The sequence below is a fragment of the Occultella aeris genome (assembly GCF_902703175.1).
Taxonomy (GTDB): Bacteria; Actinomycetota; Actinomycetes; order Actinomycetales; family Beutenbergiaceae; genus Occultella; species Occultella aeris.
In genome coordinates this window covers 41,365-55,702 of record NZ_CACRYJ010000066.1, presented here as the reverse complement: position 1 = coordinate 55,702, position 14,338 = coordinate 41,365, and the positions used below count along the sequence as shown (strand labels likewise).

General features: G+C 70.1%; 15 protein-coding genes. 9 read left to right on the top strand and 6 right to left on the bottom strand.

Annotation, left to right across the window (positions count from 1 at the left end; genetic code table 11):
* Positions 1 to 19 precede the first annotated feature (19 nt).
* From HALOF300_RS23070 to HALOF300_RS23060, 3 genes are read right to left on the bottom strand one after another with little or no spacing between them, the layout of a single operon-like run.
* Positions 20 to 967, bottom strand: coding sequence for an SURF1 family protein (locus HALOF300_RS23070; protein WP_197522787.1), 948 nt, complete (start codon positions 965 to 967; stop codon positions 20 to 22).
* The gene (locus tag HALOF300_RS23065) at positions 964 to 1,218 is read right to left on the bottom strand and encodes a hypothetical protein (RefSeq protein ID WP_331716254.1); all 255 of its coding nucleotides are present in this window, start codon (positions 1,216 to 1,218) and stop codon (positions 964 to 966) included. Before HALOF300_RS23065 ends, HALOF300_RS23070 begins: the two co-directional genes overlap by 4 nt.
* Positions 1,211 to 1,528: a DUF3099 domain-containing protein gene (locus tag HALOF300_RS23060; protein ID WP_156743236.1), complete on the bottom strand. Its 318-nt coding sequence runs from the start codon at positions 1,526 to 1,528 to the stop codon at positions 1,211 to 1,213. The genes HALOF300_RS23065 and HALOF300_RS23060 overlap by 8 nt, the downstream gene beginning before the upstream one ends.
* 136 nt (positions 1,529 to 1,664) lie before the next feature.
* Here HALOF300_RS23060 and fabG point away from each other — a divergent pair, with 136 nt between their 5' ends.
* From fabG to HALOF300_RS23045, 3 genes are all read left to right on the top strand, one after another.
* The gene (gene fabG / locus HALOF300_RS23055; RefSeq protein WP_156743235.1) at positions 1,665 to 2,378 is read left to right on the top strand and encodes a 3-oxoacyl-ACP reductase FabG; all 714 of its coding nucleotides are present in this window, start codon (positions 1,665 to 1,667) and stop codon (positions 2,376 to 2,378) included.
* 66 nt (positions 2,379 to 2,444) lie between these two features.
* Positions 2,445 to 3,212 (top strand): enoyl-ACP reductase FabI, encoded by a 768-nt coding sequence (gene fabI, locus HALOF300_RS23050; RefSeq protein ID WP_156743234.1) that lies wholly within the window; start codon positions 2,445 to 2,447, stop codon positions 3,210 to 3,212.
* A 4-nt stretch (positions 3,213 to 3,216) separates the two neighbouring features.
* The gene (locus tag HALOF300_RS23045; protein ID WP_197522786.1) at positions 3,217 to 3,756 is read left to right on the top strand and encodes a SixA phosphatase family protein; all 540 of its coding nucleotides are present in this window, start codon (positions 3,217 to 3,219) and stop codon (positions 3,754 to 3,756) included.
* A gap of 22 nt (positions 3,757 to 3,778) precedes the next feature.
* Here HALOF300_RS23045 and serB read toward each other — a convergent pair whose 3' ends face one another.
* Together serB and glgC are read right to left on the bottom strand one after the other, a co-directional pair.
* A complete protein-coding gene (serB, locus tag HALOF300_RS23040) occupies positions 3,779 to 4,459 on the bottom strand; it encodes a phosphoserine phosphatase SerB (protein ID WP_231955710.1) in 681 nt (226 codons plus the stop codon).
* Between the two features lie 69 nt (positions 4,460 to 4,528).
* Complete coding sequence (gene glgC / locus HALOF300_RS23035; RefSeq protein ID WP_156743232.1) at positions 4,529 to 5,773, bottom strand: glucose-1-phosphate adenylyltransferase; 1,245 nt, start codon at positions 5,771 to 5,773, stop codon at positions 4,529 to 4,531.
* A 105-nt stretch (positions 5,774 to 5,878) separates the two neighbouring features.
* Between glgC and glgA the strand changes: the two genes are divergently transcribed.
* Positions 5,879 to 7,081, top strand: coding sequence for a glycogen synthase (gene glgA / locus HALOF300_RS23030; RefSeq protein ID WP_156743231.1), 1,203 nt, complete (start codon positions 5,879 to 5,881; stop codon positions 7,079 to 7,081).
* Between the two features lie 29 nt (positions 7,082 to 7,110).
* Here the strand turns inward: glgA and HALOF300_RS23025 are convergent, their stop codons facing one another.
* The gene (locus HALOF300_RS23025) at positions 7,111 to 7,899 is read right to left on the bottom strand and encodes a hypothetical protein (protein WP_156743230.1); all 789 of its coding nucleotides are present in this window, start codon (positions 7,897 to 7,899) and stop codon (positions 7,111 to 7,113) included.
* Between the two features lie 33 nt (positions 7,900 to 7,932).
* On the opposite strand from HALOF300_RS23025, the gene HALOF300_RS23020 reads away from it, so the two are divergent.
* The 5 genes from HALOF300_RS23020 to HALOF300_RS23000 all read left to right on the top strand — a co-directional run bounded on the left by HALOF300_RS23020 (position 7,933) and on the right by HALOF300_RS23000 (position 14,308).
* Positions 7,933 to 8,754, top strand: a complete 822-nt coding sequence (locus HALOF300_RS23020; RefSeq protein ID WP_156743229.1) for an ABC transporter ATP-binding protein — start codon at positions 7,933 to 7,935, stop codon at positions 8,752 to 8,754.
* 47 nt (positions 8,755 to 8,801) lie between these two features.
* Complete coding sequence (locus tag HALOF300_RS23015) at positions 8,802 to 9,287, top strand: NfeD family protein (RefSeq protein WP_156743228.1); 486 nt, start codon at positions 8,802 to 8,804, stop codon at positions 9,285 to 9,287.
* A 61-nt stretch (positions 9,288 to 9,348) separates the two neighbouring features.
* Positions 9,349 to 10,530 (top strand): SPFH domain-containing protein, encoded by a 1,182-nt coding sequence (locus tag HALOF300_RS23010; RefSeq protein ID WP_156743227.1) that lies wholly within the window; start codon positions 9,349 to 9,351, stop codon positions 10,528 to 10,530.
* 26 nt (positions 10,531 to 10,556) lie between these two features.
* A complete protein-coding gene (locus tag HALOF300_RS23005) occupies positions 10,557 to 12,287 on the top strand; it encodes an ABC transporter ATP-binding protein (protein ID WP_156743226.1) in 1,731 nt (576 codons plus the stop codon).
* The gene (locus HALOF300_RS23000) at positions 12,284 to 14,308 is read left to right on the top strand and encodes an ABC transporter ATP-binding protein (protein WP_408637010.1); all 2,025 of its coding nucleotides are present in this window, start codon (positions 12,284 to 12,286) and stop codon (positions 14,306 to 14,308) included. The genes HALOF300_RS23005 and HALOF300_RS23000 overlap by 4 nt, the downstream gene beginning before the upstream one ends.
* Positions 14,309 to 14,338: the final 30 nt, after the last annotated feature.

Below are 14,338 nucleotides of genomic sequence, written 5' to 3'. Positions count from 1 at the left end.
CCGGCCGACCCGGCCGACCTCAGGCCCGGTCCCGCAGCTGCCCGTCGATGAGGGCGTCCTCCTCCTCCTCGGCGCTGCGGCGGCGGTCCCGGGCCCCTCGTGGGCTCGAGCCGCTCGGGGAGCTCGGATCATCGGCCGGGTCGGGGCCGGGGCCGGAACCTTCGGCGGCCTCGCGGCGGGCGAGGATGACCGTGCCCACCAGGGCACCGATCCCGAAGATCCACCACTGGAACGCGTACGAGAGGTGGTTGCCCAGGTCCGCGGCAGGCCGGGGGAGTGCGCTCGGGGGCGAGGCCGTGGTCGGCGACTCGACCGCGAGCACGCCGTAGGCACCCGTGACCAGCTCGCCGTCGGCGCCCACCGCAGCGCTCCCAGCGCCGCCGTCACCGGTCGTCGCGGCCAGCACCTGCGCCGGAGCGAGGCCGTAGACCTGCCCGTCCGGGGCGTCGCGGTCGGTGGTCGGCTCCGCCGGTCGCAGGCGCACGGTGAGCGTGACGTCGCCGTCGGGGAGCTCCTGCTGTGCGCCGTGGTCGGCGAATGTGTCCGTGGCGTACCAGCCGCGGTCGACCGTCAGCAGCCAGGTGCCGCCGTCGGCCAGGTCGACGGCGAAGATGGCGGCCACGTGGTCGGCGGGACTGCCCCCGATCGGCCGCTGGGGAAGGACCACCGAGGGGTGCGGGGCGTCGGTGAGGTAGTGGCCGGTCACCGTCACCGGGGTCCAGGTCTGCGACGTGGCCAGCACTGTGCCCGGGGTGGGGATGACCTCCTCGATACCGACCGGGGTCGAGTCGTAGTTCGCCTCCACCAGCTCGATCGCGGCCGCCTTGCCCTGGTAGCGGGTCAGCTGCCAGTAGCCCAGCGCCGCGCAGGCGACCGCGACGACGAGGGCGACGACCACGGTGCCCGCCCACCGGCCGCTCAGCAGGAACCGGTACCGCCCCGGGATCCGGCTCTCCTGCGAACTCACTTCGGCTCGTCGGGGCTCACTCGAGGATCCGATCCACCAACGCCCGACTCCGGCGGTAGGTCCGCCACCGGGATGGTCTCGCGCAGGAACGAGCGGGCGCCGAGGAAGTTCTCCAGGTGGAGGCGGTGGTCCGGGCACGCGAGCCAGGTCTTGCGTCGGTCGGCGGTGTGCAGCTTCGGATTGTTCCACCGCAGCGCCCAGGCAGCCTCCTGGCGGCAGCCCTTCGCGCTGCAGACGAGGTGCTCAGTCATCATGGCTGCCCGACGTCGAGGCGTCGGTCGGGGCGTCCGGGCCAGGTCCCGCGGGCAGGGACGGCTGGTCGACCTGGGTACCCGGTGCGGTGCGACGGTCGCCGCCGGCGTTCGCTGCCACCACGGCCAGGTATGGCAGCACCACGGCGAGTGCCGCGAACGTCCAGCGCAGCCAGGTGATCGTCACGAAGATCGCCAGCGCGAAGCACACCGTGCGGATACCCATGGTGATGAGATAGCGCTTGGTGCGATCGTGGAGCTGCTCGCTGCGGCCGCGCCCGACCGAGGTGATCGCGTGAACTTCTGGCACCCACCCAGGTTACGCCGGTCGTGACCACCTGGGGGCTGCCGCGGACGATTGTGACGCCCGCCCTCGATCTGCACTAGCGTCTGGGCGTGAGGATTCGAGGGAACAAGGGCCCCGAACGAACGACTGGGATGGCGCAGTGAGCGAGAACGAGCGGACCGTGGTGGTCACCGGGGCGAACCGGGGAATCGGGCGGGCGATCGCCGAACGTTTCGTCGCCGACGGCTACCGCGTCGCCACCATCTACCGCGGCGGGGACCTGCCAGAGGGCGTCTTCGGGGCGGTCGGGGACATGCGGGACTCCGACTCCATCGATGCTGCGTTCACGGCGATCGAGGAGCACCAGGGCCTGACCGACGTCCTCGTGGCGAACGCCGGCATCAACCGGGACACGCTGCTGATGCGGATGACGGACGAGGAGTTCACCGACGTCGTCGACGTGAACCTCACCGGCACGTTCCGGTGCGTGCGCCGAGCCAGCAAGGGCATGATCCGCAAGCGGTCCGGTCGGATCATCCTGATCTCCTCGGTGGTTGGCCTGTACGGCTCGCCCGGGCAGGTCAACTATGCGGCCACCAAGGCGGCCCTGGTGGGCATCGCGCGGTCCGTAACCCGGGAGCTCGGCGCCCGCGGCATCACGGCGAACGTGGTGGCGCCCGGATTCATCGACACGGCGATGACCCAGGAGCTACCGGAGGCGACGCAGCAGAAGTATCTCGCGTCGATCCCGGCCGCACGCTTCGCCGAGCCGGCCGAGGTCGCCGGCGCGGTGAGCTTCCTGGCCGGCCCGGACGCCGGCTACATCAGCGGGGCCGTCATCCCGGTCGACGGCGGCCTCGGCATGGGCCACTGACCACGGGGCCGCCCGGCCCCGCTCACCACGCATCACACCGGCACCACAGACACAGGAGACGCAGGCATGGGACTGCTCGAGGGTAAGAAGTTACTGATCACCGGCGTGCTCATGGAGAGCTCGATCGCGTTCTCCGTCGCGAGGCTCGCGCAGGAGCAGGGCGCCGAGGTGGTGCTGAGCTCGTTCGGCCGCCAGTTCAAGCTGACCCAAGCGATCGGGCGCCGGCTCCCGAAGCCCGCCCCGGTGGTGCAGCTGGACGTCACCGACGACGACGACCTCGCCGCCCTGGCCGACCGGGTCGGCGAGCACGTCGACTCCCTCGACGGTGTGCTGCACTCGATCGGGTTCGCGCCGCAGAGCGTGATGGGCGGCAACTTCCTCACCGGGCAGTGGCCGGATGTCGCGACCGCCCTCGAGGTCTCCGCGTTCTCGCTGAAGTCGCTCGCGGTCGCGGCCAAGCCGCTGCTCGGCGCGGGTTCCTCGATCGTCGGTCTCACGTTCGATGCCCAGTTCGCCTGGCCGGTCTATGACTGGATGGGCGTGGCCAAGGCCGCGTTCGAGTCCACGGCCCGCTACCTGGCCCGGGACCTCGGGCCGGACGGCATCCGGGTGAACCTCGTCTCGGCCGGGCCGCTGCGCACCACCGCGGCCAAGTCGATCCCGGGGTTCGAGGCGATGGAGGGCGGCTGGCCCACCCGAGCCCCACTGGGTTGGGACGTCAATGACGCCGAACCCACGGCCCGCACGATCGCCGCGCTGCTCTCGGACTGGATGCCGGCCACTACCGGAGAGATCGTTCACGTCGACGGTGGAGTGCATGCCATGGGACTCTAGGTCCATGAACGAGTCAGTTTCTGAGCGGCACCTGATCCTGCTCCGACACGCGCAGGCGGAGCACTCGGCACCGACCGATTACGACCGGGTCCTGACCGTCACCGGACGGGCCCAGGCCACGGTCGTCGGTCAGCGGATCGCGGAGCGGGACATCGTGCCGGACCTGGTGCTGTGCTCGGCGGCTGTTCGAGCCCGGCAGACCTGGCAGCTGGTCGCGGCGGCCCTCGGCGATGCGGCCGAGGCCATCGAGGTCACCTACTCCGACGACCTATACAGCGCCGATGTCGACGAGATCCTCGACCTGCTGCGGGCCGTCGCGCCCGAGGTGGTCCGGGTCCTGGTGGTCGGGCACGAGCCGGTGCTCTCCGGAGCCGCACACCGGCTCGCCGGGCCGAAGTCGCAGGAGTCCGCGGCGCTGCGGGTCCGCACCGGGATCTCCACGGCGACAGCGGCGTTCCTGGAGTTCAGCGCACCCTGGTCGACGCTGACGGACCGCTCCGCGGTGCTGACCGGGTTGTCGACGGCTCCGACGCCCGTCGAATAGGTCGGTCGCCGCGTCGAGTCCGTCAGTTCGCGTCGAGCAGAGCGAGCACTGCGTCCAGGCGCGGCCCGGGCAGGGCGACGTCAGCTTGGGCGGCCACCACCGGCTTCGCCGCGAAGGCGACCCCGAGCCCGGCGGCGGCGATCATGTCGAGGTCGTTCGCGCCGTCGCCCACCGCCACCGTGTCGGCGAGATCGATACCCTCGGCCGCTGCGAACTCGCGCAGGTGCCGCGCCTTCGCGGCCCGGTCCACGATCGGCCCGCTGACGCGGCCGGTGAGCACGCCGCCGATGGCCTCGAGCCGGTTCGCCCGGACCAGGGTGATGCCTGCCCGGGCGGCGATCGGGTCGACGATCTCGTGGAAGCCGCCGGAGACCAGGGCGACCGGCCAGCCGCGCGCGAGCAGTTCGCGCACCAGCTCGAGGGCGCCCGGTGCCGTGCGCACCTGGGCACGGACCTCGTCCAGGACGGAGACCGGCAGCCCGGCGAGAGTGGCCACGCGCTCGGTCAGGGAGTGGGCGAAGTCGAGCTCGCCACGCATCGCCCGCTCGGTGATGGCCGCGACGAGGTCACCGGTGCCCGCGTGCGCTGCGATCAGGTCGATCTGCTCGGCGGTGATGAAGGTGGAGTCCACGTCCATCACGACCAGCCGGCGGCGAGAGCTCGGCATTGTCGGCCCGGTCGGCCCGGTCGGCGTGGTCGGCATGGGGATAATCATGCCGCAGCCACCCACCCAGGCGGACCTGCATCACCGGGACGCCCGCCCGGATGCTGCTCAGACGGCGGTGACGCGGGTGCCCTTCGGAACAACGGTGACCCCGGCGGGGGTCACCGCGAAGCCGCGGCTGGCGTCGAGCTCGGCGTCGACCCCCACCGTGGCACCGGCCTCGATCTCCACGAACTTGTCCACGATCGCCTTGTTCACCCGTGCCCGCCGGTGCACCTGGACGCCGTCCATGAGGACCGAGTCCGCGACCGAGGACCACGAGTTCACACGGGTCCCGGGGGACAGGATCGAACCCGACACCTCGCCGCCGGAGACGACCACGCCGGGGGAGATGATCGAGTCGTGGGCCTGGCCGACCCGGTCGGCGGATGCGTGCACGAACTTCGCCGGCGGCAGACCCACATACCCGGTGTGCAACGGCCAGTGGTCGTTGTAGAGGTTGAACACCGGCTCGACGGTGATGAGATCCCGGTTCGCCTCGTAGTACGCGTCCAGTGTCCCGACGTCGCGCCAGTAGTCGCGGTCCCGGTCGGTGGACCCGGCCACATCGTTGTGGATGAAGTCGTACAGGCCGCACTGCCCGCGATCGACGAAGTAGGGCACGATGTCGCCGCCCATGTCGTGGCGGGAGGCGGTCGACGCAGCGTCCTTGGTGACGGCGTCGAGCAACGCGTCCGCGTTCATCACGTAGTTGCCCATGGAGGCCAGGACCTCCTGCGGGGAGTCCGCCAGGCCGACCGGGTCGGCCGGCTTCTCCAGGAACTCGGCGATCCGCAGCGCGTCCGATGCGTCCGCGGAGATCACCCCGAACTGGTCGGCGAGGCCGATCGGCTGCCGGATCCCGGCGACGGTCATCTCCGCACCGGAGTCGATGTGGGAGGCGACCATCTGGGAGAAGTCCATCCGGTACACGTGGTCGGCGCCCACCACGACCACGATGTCGGGGCGCTCGTCGTCCATGATGTTCAAGGACTGGTAGATCGCGTCGGCGCTGCCGAGGAACCAGTTCTTGCCGACCCGCTGCTGCGCCGGGACCGGGGCCACGTAGTTGCCGAGCAGGTGTGACATCCGCCAGGTCTTCGCGATGTGGCGGTCCAGCGAGTGCGACTTGTACTGCGTCAGCACCACGACCTTGAGGTAGCCGGAGTTCACTACGTTGGACAGGGCGAAATCGATGAGGCGGTAGATGCCGCCGAACGGGACCGCGGGCTTGGCGCGATCAGCCGTCAGTGGCATCAATCGCTTACCTTCTCCACCGGCCAGGACGATCGCGAGAACTCGTGGTGCTGCCATGGTCTGAACCATAGGGTGAGGCGAGGGTTCCCACCATTGCTGGCCGTGGTTTGTCACCAGCAGTTCCGCACGGGGACCGGCACCGGAACCGGAAGGAGAGCGGGGATGCGCGTCGACCTGCTGACCAGGGAGTACCCGCCGAAGGTCTACGGGGGTGCCGGCGTGCACGTCACCGAACTCGCGGCGGTCCTCGCCGCGCACATCGAGGTGCAGGTGCGGTGCTTCGACGGCCCGCGGCCGGATGCCGTCGGCGTGACCGGGTACGACGTGCCGCCGGGCCTGACCGGCGCCAACCCCGCGCTGGCCACACTTGGCGTCGACCTGGAGATCGCCGCCGACGTCGCAGGGGCGGACCTGGTCCACTCGCACACCTGGTACGCCAACCTCGCCGGACACCTCGGCGGACTGCTCAACGACATCCCGCACGTGCTGTCCGCGCACAGCCTCGAGCCGTTGCGGCCCTGGAAGGCCGAGCAGCTCGGGGGCGGCTACGCCGTCTCGAGCTGGGCCGAACGGACCTCCTACGAGGGCGCCGCCAGGGTGATCGCGGTGAGCGCGGGCATGCGCTCCGACATCCTCCGCAGCTATCCGCAGCTGGACCCCGAGAAGGTCGTGGTCGTCCACAACGGGATCGACCTGGACTCCTGGCGACGCCCGGAGGCCGCCGAGGTGGACGCCGTCGCCGCGAAGTTCGGCGTGGACCGCTCCCGGCCCACCGTGATCTTCGTCGGCCGGATCACCCGGCAGAAGGGGCTGCCCTACCTCCTGCAAGCGGTCCGGGAGCTGCCCGCCGAGGTCCAGATCATCATGTGCGCGGGAGCACCCGACACCCCGGAGATCGCGGCCGAGGTCAAGGATGCGTTCGCGCAGCTCACCACCCGGCGCACCGGGGTGATCTGGATCGACGAGATGCTGCCCCGCGCCGAGGTGGTCGGGCTGCTCGCGGCGTCCACGGTGTTCGTGTGCCCGTCGATCTACGAACCGCTCGGCATCGTGAACCTGGAGGCGATGGCCGTGGGACTGCCGGTGGTGGCGTCCGCGACCGGGGGCATCCCGGAGGTCGTCGAGGACGGTGTGACCGGGCTCCTGGTGCCGATCGAGCAGGTCACCGACGGCACCGGCACGCCGGTGCACCCGGAGACCTTCGTCCGTGACCTGACCGCAGCCCTCACCGATCTCACGTCGGATCCCGAGCGTGCGGCGCGGATGGGCGCCGCCGGGCGGACCCGGGCCGAGGAGCACTTCTCCTGGGCCGCGATCGGGGAGCGCACCCTCGAGGTGTACCGGGGTGTGCTCGCCGAGCGCTGAACCTCCCGCGCCGCGATCACGGATCCGCGTCAGCCCGGCCGCGGCGCGCTCGCGCTCGCCGCGGTCAGCGCGCGCCGGGCTGCCGCGGCGACGTGCCGGAGCGCGGCCGAGCGCTGATCGGCCTGCCAGGCGTTCACCGCCGCACCGTCGTCGGTGCGGGCGAGTTCGACGATCGCGGTGAGCCTGGCCGCGCGGGCCAGCAGGTCGGTGCGGCGGGGGTCCTGATCGGGGGGCAGCCGGATCTCAAGCGCCGGGGGTACCACGGACGATGCCAGCATCGAGATCTCCTCGGCGGCCTCCTCGCGCCACCGCGCCACATCCATCCGGCCGAGCGCTTCGATGGCGACGTTCAGCGCCTCGGCGAGCCCCGCGCGTGCCTCGCCGAGGGAGTCCACCGCGGGGGGCCCGGCCGCGCCGGTGAACACCTGCCACACCACCATCGCACCGGGCTCGAGCATCGAGCCGAACTCGGTCACGATCGGCACCGCGACGAAGGACCCGGTGGCGGCGTCCGTGCCGGTCGGCGGCCCGACCTGCCGGCCGGACACCACGAGCGCCTCGCCGACCTCCATGGCCAGCTCCCCGGCCGGGCCGCCGAGGGCGAGCGGTTGGCCCGGGCTCGGCAGCGCCGCGACGACCTGAGCATCGCCCGCCCGCAGCAGCAGCTCAGCGAGCGAGCCACCGCCGTCGACCGTGTGCGGTTCGTCCTCGCCGATGATCGCGGCGAGGGCGTCCGAGACGGAGGTCCGGGCGTCCGGGTCGCGCAGCGCGTCGACCCAGAGCGCGGCCAGCACGCTGCGCGGCACGTCGATGGTCACACGCAGAACCTAGGTCAATTAGGGTCAGGAGTCATGGGTGACGTGCTGCAGTTCGACGACGTGAGCGTCCGTCGCGGGACCAAGACCATTCTCGACGGCGTGAACTGGTCGGTCGAGGAGGGCGAGCGTTGGGTGGTGCTCGGCCCGAACGGGGCCGGCAAGACCACGATCGTGCAGCTCGCCTCGGCACGGATGCACCCGAGCGCGGGCCAGGTGGAGATTCTCGGCGAGCGGATGGGCGCCGTCGACGTGTTCGAGCTGCGCCCGCGGATCGGCCTTGCCAGCGCGGCGCTGGCCGACCGGATCCCGGGCGGCGAGACCGTCCTGGACGTCGTCCTCACCGCCTCCTACGGTGTCACCGGTCGGTGGCGGGAGAACTACGAGACACTCGACGTCGGGCGTGCACACGATCTGCTGGGTGCGTTCGACGTGGCGGACCTGAGCGGCCGACTCTTCGGAACGCTCTCGGAGGGCGAGCGCAAGCGCGTCCAGATCGCCAGGGCCCTGATGACCGATCCCGAGGTGCTCATCCTCGACGAGCCGGGTGCCGGCCTCGATCTCGGTGGCCGGGAGGAGCTCGTCGCCGCCCTCGGTGAGCTCGCTGCGGACGTGTACTCACCCGTGCTCATCCTGATCACCCACCACGTCGAGGAGATCCCGCCCGGATTCACCGACGGTCTGCTGCTGCGGGACGGGAAGGTCGAGGCCTCCGGACGTCTCGAGGACGTGATGACCCCGCAGGACCTCTCCCGCACGTTCGGACTCGACCTGCTGGTCGAGCGGCACGGCGAGCGGTGGAGCGCGCGGGCCCTCACCCGTGACGAGCGTGAGCCTGAACGTCGCCACGTGCTTTAAACTTCCTTTACACTGCACTCAAAGGCGACAGGTGAGGGGAGGCAGCGATGAATTACGGCTGGCTGTGGTGGCTCGGAGCGGCGTTGCTGCTCGGGGTCGTCGAGATGCTCACCGTGGACCTGCTGTTCCTGATGCTCGCCGGCGGGGCGGTGGCCGGCGCGATCGCGGCCGGTCTCGGTGCCCCGTTCTGGGTGTCCGCTCTCGTGGCCGCCGCCGTCTCGATCCTGCTGATCTTCGCGGTCCGGCCGTGGGCGCTGGCGCACCTGAAGAAGACCACCCCGGAGGCGGACACGAACATCTCCGCACTCACCGGCCGCACCGCCACGGTGCTGGCGGACGTGACCCAGCAGTCCGGCCGGGTCAAGCTGGTCGGTGAGGTCTGGACCGCGCGCGTGGACCAGCCCGGAGTGGTGCTGGGCGTCGGCTCGGTGGTCTCCGTCGTCCGCATCGAGGGCGCGACCGCCGTGGTCACGGCGCAGGCCGTGCCGCAGAACCCGAGTCAGCCGTACGGAACGCCCGGTCCCGGTTACTGACCGACGACCTTCCACACACGCACGGCCCGATCTGCGGGCCAGAGGAGAGTAGGGGTAGCTGATGGATTTCGGTCAGGTAGTCGGAGCGATCATCCTGATCCTGGTGGTGATCTTCGTGGTCGTGGCGGCCCGCCGCGCGATCCGGATCGTGCCCCAGGCCGTGGCACTCATCGTCGAGCGGCTCGGGCGGTACCAGACGACCATGTACGCCGGGCTGCACCTGCTGATCCCGTTCGTGGACCGCGTCCGGGCCGGCGTCGACCTGCGTGAGCAGGTCGTCCCGTTCCCGCCCCAGCCCGTGATCACTTCCGACAACCTCGTGGTCAGCATCGACACGGTGATCTACTTCCAGGTCACCGACCCGAAGTCCGCGACGTACGAGATCGCTAACTACATCCAGGGCATCGAGCAGCTCACGGTCACCACGCTCCGTAACATCATCGGTTCGATGGACCTGGAGCAGACCCTGACCAGCCGCGACCAGATCAACGGCCAGCTCCGTGGGGTGCTGGACGAGGCCACCGGTCGCTGGGGGATCCGCGTGAACCGGGTCGAGCTGAAGGCCATCGACCCGCCCCAGAGCGTGCAGGGCGCCATGGAGCAGCAGATGCGCGCCGAGCGTGACCGCCGTGCGGCGATCCTCACCGCCGAGGGTGTCAAGCAGTCCCAGATCCTCACCGCCGAGGGTGAGAAGCAGTCCTCCATCCTGCGGGCCGAGGGTGCGGCTCAGGCCGCGATCCTGCGGGCCCAGGGTGAGTCGCGAGCGATCCTCCAGGTCTTCGACGCGATCCACCGTGGCGATGCCGACCCCAAGCTGCTGGCCTACCAGTACCTGCAGATGCTGCCGCAGATCGCGAACGGTTCGTCCTCGAAGCTGTGGGTCGTCCCGGCGGAGTTCACCGCGGCTCTCGGCTCCATCACGTCCGCGTTCGGTGGCGGCGGGACGACACCGCCTGCTCCCACCGGTGGTCGCGGCGACGGCCCCTCGGACGCGGGAGCGGCCCGCGAGCCAGGACCGGACATGATCGAGGGCCTGGACATCGCCCTGCCCGAGACATCCCTGCAGGACCCCGCCGAAGCGCTGCGCGAGGCCCGGAGCCAGGTGGACGAGGCGACAGCCGAGGCGAGCACCGCCGGCGAGCACACCGGGGCACCGTTCAACCGGTCGGCCGAGGCCGGCCAGGCCCCGCCGGACGAGCCGGTTCCGCCGGCAGCGAAGCCGTGGAGCCCACACGGGGAGTAGCTGCGCTCGCGGTGTAACGTCACCGTGTGCTTCGACTGGTCCGCAACTTCCTGAGACCGTACACGTCGGCGATCGTGATCGTCAGCGTCCTGCAGCTGGTACAGACGCTCGCCGCGCTGTACCTGCCGACGCTGAACGCCCGCATCATCGATCAGGGTGTGGTCACTGGCGATACCGACTTCATCATGCGCACCGGCGCCATCATGCTGGGCATCTCGCTGGTGCAGATGGTCGCGAACGTGATCGCCATCTACTTCGGTGCGCGGACGGCGATGGCCCTCGGGCGTGACCTGCGCGAGGCCCTGTTCGGGCGGATCATGGACTTCTCCGCCCAGGAGATGTCCGCGCTCGGTACGCCGTCGCTGATCACCCGCTCCACGAACGACGTGCAGCAGGTGCAGATGTTCGTGTTCATGTCCCTGACCATGATCATCACGGCGCCGATCATGCTCGTCGGCGGCATCATCATGGCGGTCCAGGAGGACACCGGGCTGTCGTTGCTGCTCGTCGTCGTGGTGCCGGTGCTCGGCGGCACCATGGCCCTCGTGGCCGGCCGGATGGTGCCCTACTTCCGCAGTATGCAGAAGCGGATCGACTCCATCAACGGGATCCTGCGCGAGCAGATCACCGGGATCCGGGTGGTCCGGGCGTTCGTGAAGGAGGGCGACGAGCAGGCCCGGTTCGCCGTGGCGAACACGGCGCTGCGGGACGTCGCGATCAGGGTGGGCTGGGTGCTCGCGTTCGCGATCCCGCTGGTCATGCTGATCGTGAACGTCGCATCCGTCGGAGTGATGTGGTTCGGCGCCCAGCGTGTGGACTCTGGTGCGATGGAGATCGGGTCCATCGTGGCGTTCCTCAGCTATCTGATGTTCATCCTGTTCGCCGTGATGATGGCGACGATGATGTTCATGTTCGCTCCGCGGGCCGTGGTCTCGGGTGAGCGGATCGACGAGGTCCTCGGATCGGAACCGACCGTGCTGGCACCCCTCGACCCGAAGCGGCCCGCCCAGGTGCGCGGCGCCGTGGAGTTCGACACCGTCGACTTCCACTACCCGGGGGCCGAGGCCTCGGTGCTGCACGGGGTCTCGTTCCGGGCCGAGCCTGGCCGGACAACGGCGATCATCGGGTCCACAGGTTCCGGCAAGACCACCTTGTTGAACCTGGTACCCCGGCTGTTCGACGCCTCCGAGGGTGCCGTGCGCATCGACGGGATCGACGTGCGGGACATCGCCCCGGAGATCATCACCGGGGAGATCGGGCTGATCCCGCAGAAGCCGTACCTGTTCTCCGGGACGGTCGCCTCGAACCTGCGGTACGGGCGTGAGGACGCCACCGACGAGGAGATGTGGGACGCGCTGAGGGTGGCGCAGGCCGAGAACTTCGTCCGGTCCATGGACGGCGGCCTGGAGGCGGAGATCGCGCAGGGCGGCACGAACGTCTCCGGTGGGCAGCGCCAACGCCTGGCGATCGCGCGAGCCCTGATCCGCAAGCCCTCCATCTACCTGTTCGACGACTCCTTCTCCGCGTTGGACTACGCCACGGACGCGGCGCTGCGGTCGGCGCTGAGACCGCGGACGCGGGACGCCAGCGTGATCATCGTGGCCCAGCGGGTCTCGACGATCCGGGACGCGGACCAGATCCTGGTGCTCGAGCACGGCCGGGTGGTGGGCCGGGGCACGCACGAAGAGCTCCTCGCGACGAACGAGACCTACCAGGAGATCGTCTCCTCCCAGCTGACCGCGGCGGAGGCGGCATGAGCACCGACGATCGCGATGTCACCAGCGGCGAGCGCGCAGACGACTCCGAGCTGAAGGCTTCGGTCAAGCCCGCGGCGCGCCGGCCCCAGGCGCACGGCCCCGGCGGCGGGATCGGGATGCCGGCCGAGAAGGCGATGAACTTCGGCGGCACCCTGCGAAGGATCGTCTCGGAGCTGCGTCCCCAGCGGGTCGCGGTCATCGTGGCGATCGGGTTCGGCGTCGTCTCCACGGCGCTCGTCGTGGTCGGCCCGAAGTTGCTCGGGAACGCGACGAACGCCATCTTCGAGGGCTTCATCGGGAGCCAGTTCGAGCCGGGCCTGACCCAGCCGGAACTGGTCGAGTACCTGCGGTCGCAGGGGATGGACGCCCAGGCGGACCTGATCAGCGGGATGCCGAACCTGATCCCCGGGCAGGGCATCGACTTCACCCGGCTCGCCCAGTTGCTCGGCGTGGTCCTGGCCGTGTATGCCGCGTCGTTCCTGTTCAGCTGGCTGCAGGGCCGGATCACGACCAAGGTGGTCCAGCAGACCGTCTACGACCTGCGGGAACGCTCCGAGACGAAGCTGGCGCGGCTGCCGCTCAGCTACTTCGACAAGCAGGCCCGCGGTGAGGTGCTCTCCCGGGTCACGAACGACATCGACAACATCGCCCAGACGTTGCAGCAGTCGCTTTCACAGCTGATCACCTCGGTGCTGACCGTGGTCGGCGTGCTGTTCATGATGTTCTACATCTCGTGGATCCTGGCACTGGTGGCGCTCGTGACGATCCCGCTGTCGGCCGTGGTGGTCGCCCAGATCGCCAAGCGCTCCCAGCCCCAGTTCGTGGAGCAGTGGAAGCGCACCGGCACCGTGAACTCGCACGTCGAGGAGATGTACACCGGGCACTCCCTCGTGAAGGTCTTCGGCCACGAGGCGACCGCCCGGCAGACGTTCGAGCAGGAGAACACGAAACTCTACGAGGCCAGTTTCAAGGCGCAGTTCATCACCGGCACCATCCAGCCCGTGATGGGCTTCGTGTCCAACCTCGGGTACGTGGTGGTGGCCGTGGTCGGTGGACTCCGGGTGGCGTCCGGACAGATGAGCCTCGGTGACGTGCAGGCCTTCATCCAGTACTCGCGCCAGTTCTCCCAGCCGATCACCCAGATCGCCTCGATGATGAACCTGCTGCAGTCCGGGGCAGCCTCGGCCGAGCGTGTCTTCGAACTGCTGGACGCGCCGGAGGAGTCCGCGGACCCGGTAGCCCCGGCCACGCTGGAGACGGTCCAGGGCCGGGTCGCGTTCGAGGACGTGTCCTTCAGCTACACACCGGAGCGGCCGCTGATCGAGGGCCTGTCCTTCGTGGCCGAGCCCGGGCAGACTATCGCGATCGTCGGCCCGACCGGGGCCGGCAAGACCACCCTGGTGAACCTGATCATGCGGTTCTACGAGGTGGACGGTGGTCGGATCACGATCGACGGCGTGGACACCCGCGACCTGACCCGCGCCGGGCTGCGCTCGAACATCGGCATGGTCCTGCAGGACACCTGGCTGTTCGGTGGCTCCATCGCGGACAACATCAGCTACGGCACCCACCGCGAAGTGACCGAGGCCGAGCTCGTCGCCGCCGCCGAGGCCACCCACGTGGACCCGTTCGTACGGACCCTGCCGGACGGCTACGAGACCAGGCTGGACGACGAGGGCACCAACGGCACCGCGGTCAGCGCGGGGGAGAAGCAGCTCCTGACCATCGCGCGGGCGTTCCTGGCGGACCCCGCGATCCTCATCCTCGACGAGGCCACCTCCTCGGTGGACACCCGCACCGAGGTACTCGTCCAGGAGGCCATGAACGCGCTCCGGCGCGGGCGCACCAGCTTCGTCATCGCGCACAGGCTCTCCACCATCCGGGATGCCGACATCATCCTGGTGATGGAGCAGGGCTCGATCGTCGAGAAGGGCAACCACGACGAGCTGATCGCGGCCGGCGGCGCCTACGCCCGCCTGTACCAGGCCCAGTTCGCCGCGGCCGCGGCCGAGGTGGACTGACGCCGTCGTACACCTGAAGTTCGACAACGC

Excerpts from the sequence above, each read along its gene's own strand:
- fabI (WP_156743234.1), top strand. The coding sequence starts at position 2,445 with ATGGGACTGCTCGAGGGTAAGAAGTTACTGATCACCGGCGTGCTCATG.
- serB (WP_231955710.1), bottom strand. The coding sequence starts at position 4,459 with ATGCCGACCACGCCGACCGGGCCGACCGGGCCGACAATGCCGAGCTCT.
- HALOF300_RS23010 (WP_156743227.1), top strand. The coding sequence starts at position 9,349 with ATGGATTTCGGTCAGGTAGTCGGAGCGATCATCCTGATCCTGGTGGTG.
- HALOF300_RS23045 (WP_197522786.1), top strand. The coding sequence starts at position 3,217 with ATGAACGAGTCAGTTTCTGAGCGGCACCTGATCCTGCTCCGACACGCG.
- glgC (WP_156743232.1), bottom strand. The coding sequence starts at position 5,773 with ATGGCAGCACCACGAGTTCTCGCGATCGTCCTGGCCGGTGGAGAAGGT.
- HALOF300_RS23020 (WP_156743229.1), top strand. The coding sequence starts at position 7,933 with ATGGGTGACGTGCTGCAGTTCGACGACGTGAGCGTCCGTCGCGGGACC.
- glgA (WP_156743231.1), top strand. The coding sequence starts at position 5,879 with ATGCGCGTCGACCTGCTGACCAGGGAGTACCCGCCGAAGGTCTACGGG.
- HALOF300_RS23015 (WP_156743228.1), top strand. The coding sequence starts at position 8,802 with ATGAATTACGGCTGGCTGTGGTGGCTCGGAGCGGCGTTGCTGCTCGGG.
- HALOF300_RS23065 (WP_331716254.1), bottom strand. The coding sequence starts at position 1,218 with ATGACTGAGCACCTCGTCTGCAGCGCGAAGGGCTGCCGCCAGGAGGCT.
- HALOF300_RS23000 (WP_408637010.1), top strand. The coding sequence starts at position 12,284 with ATGAGCACCGACGATCGCGATGTCACCAGCGGCGAGCGCGCAGACGAC.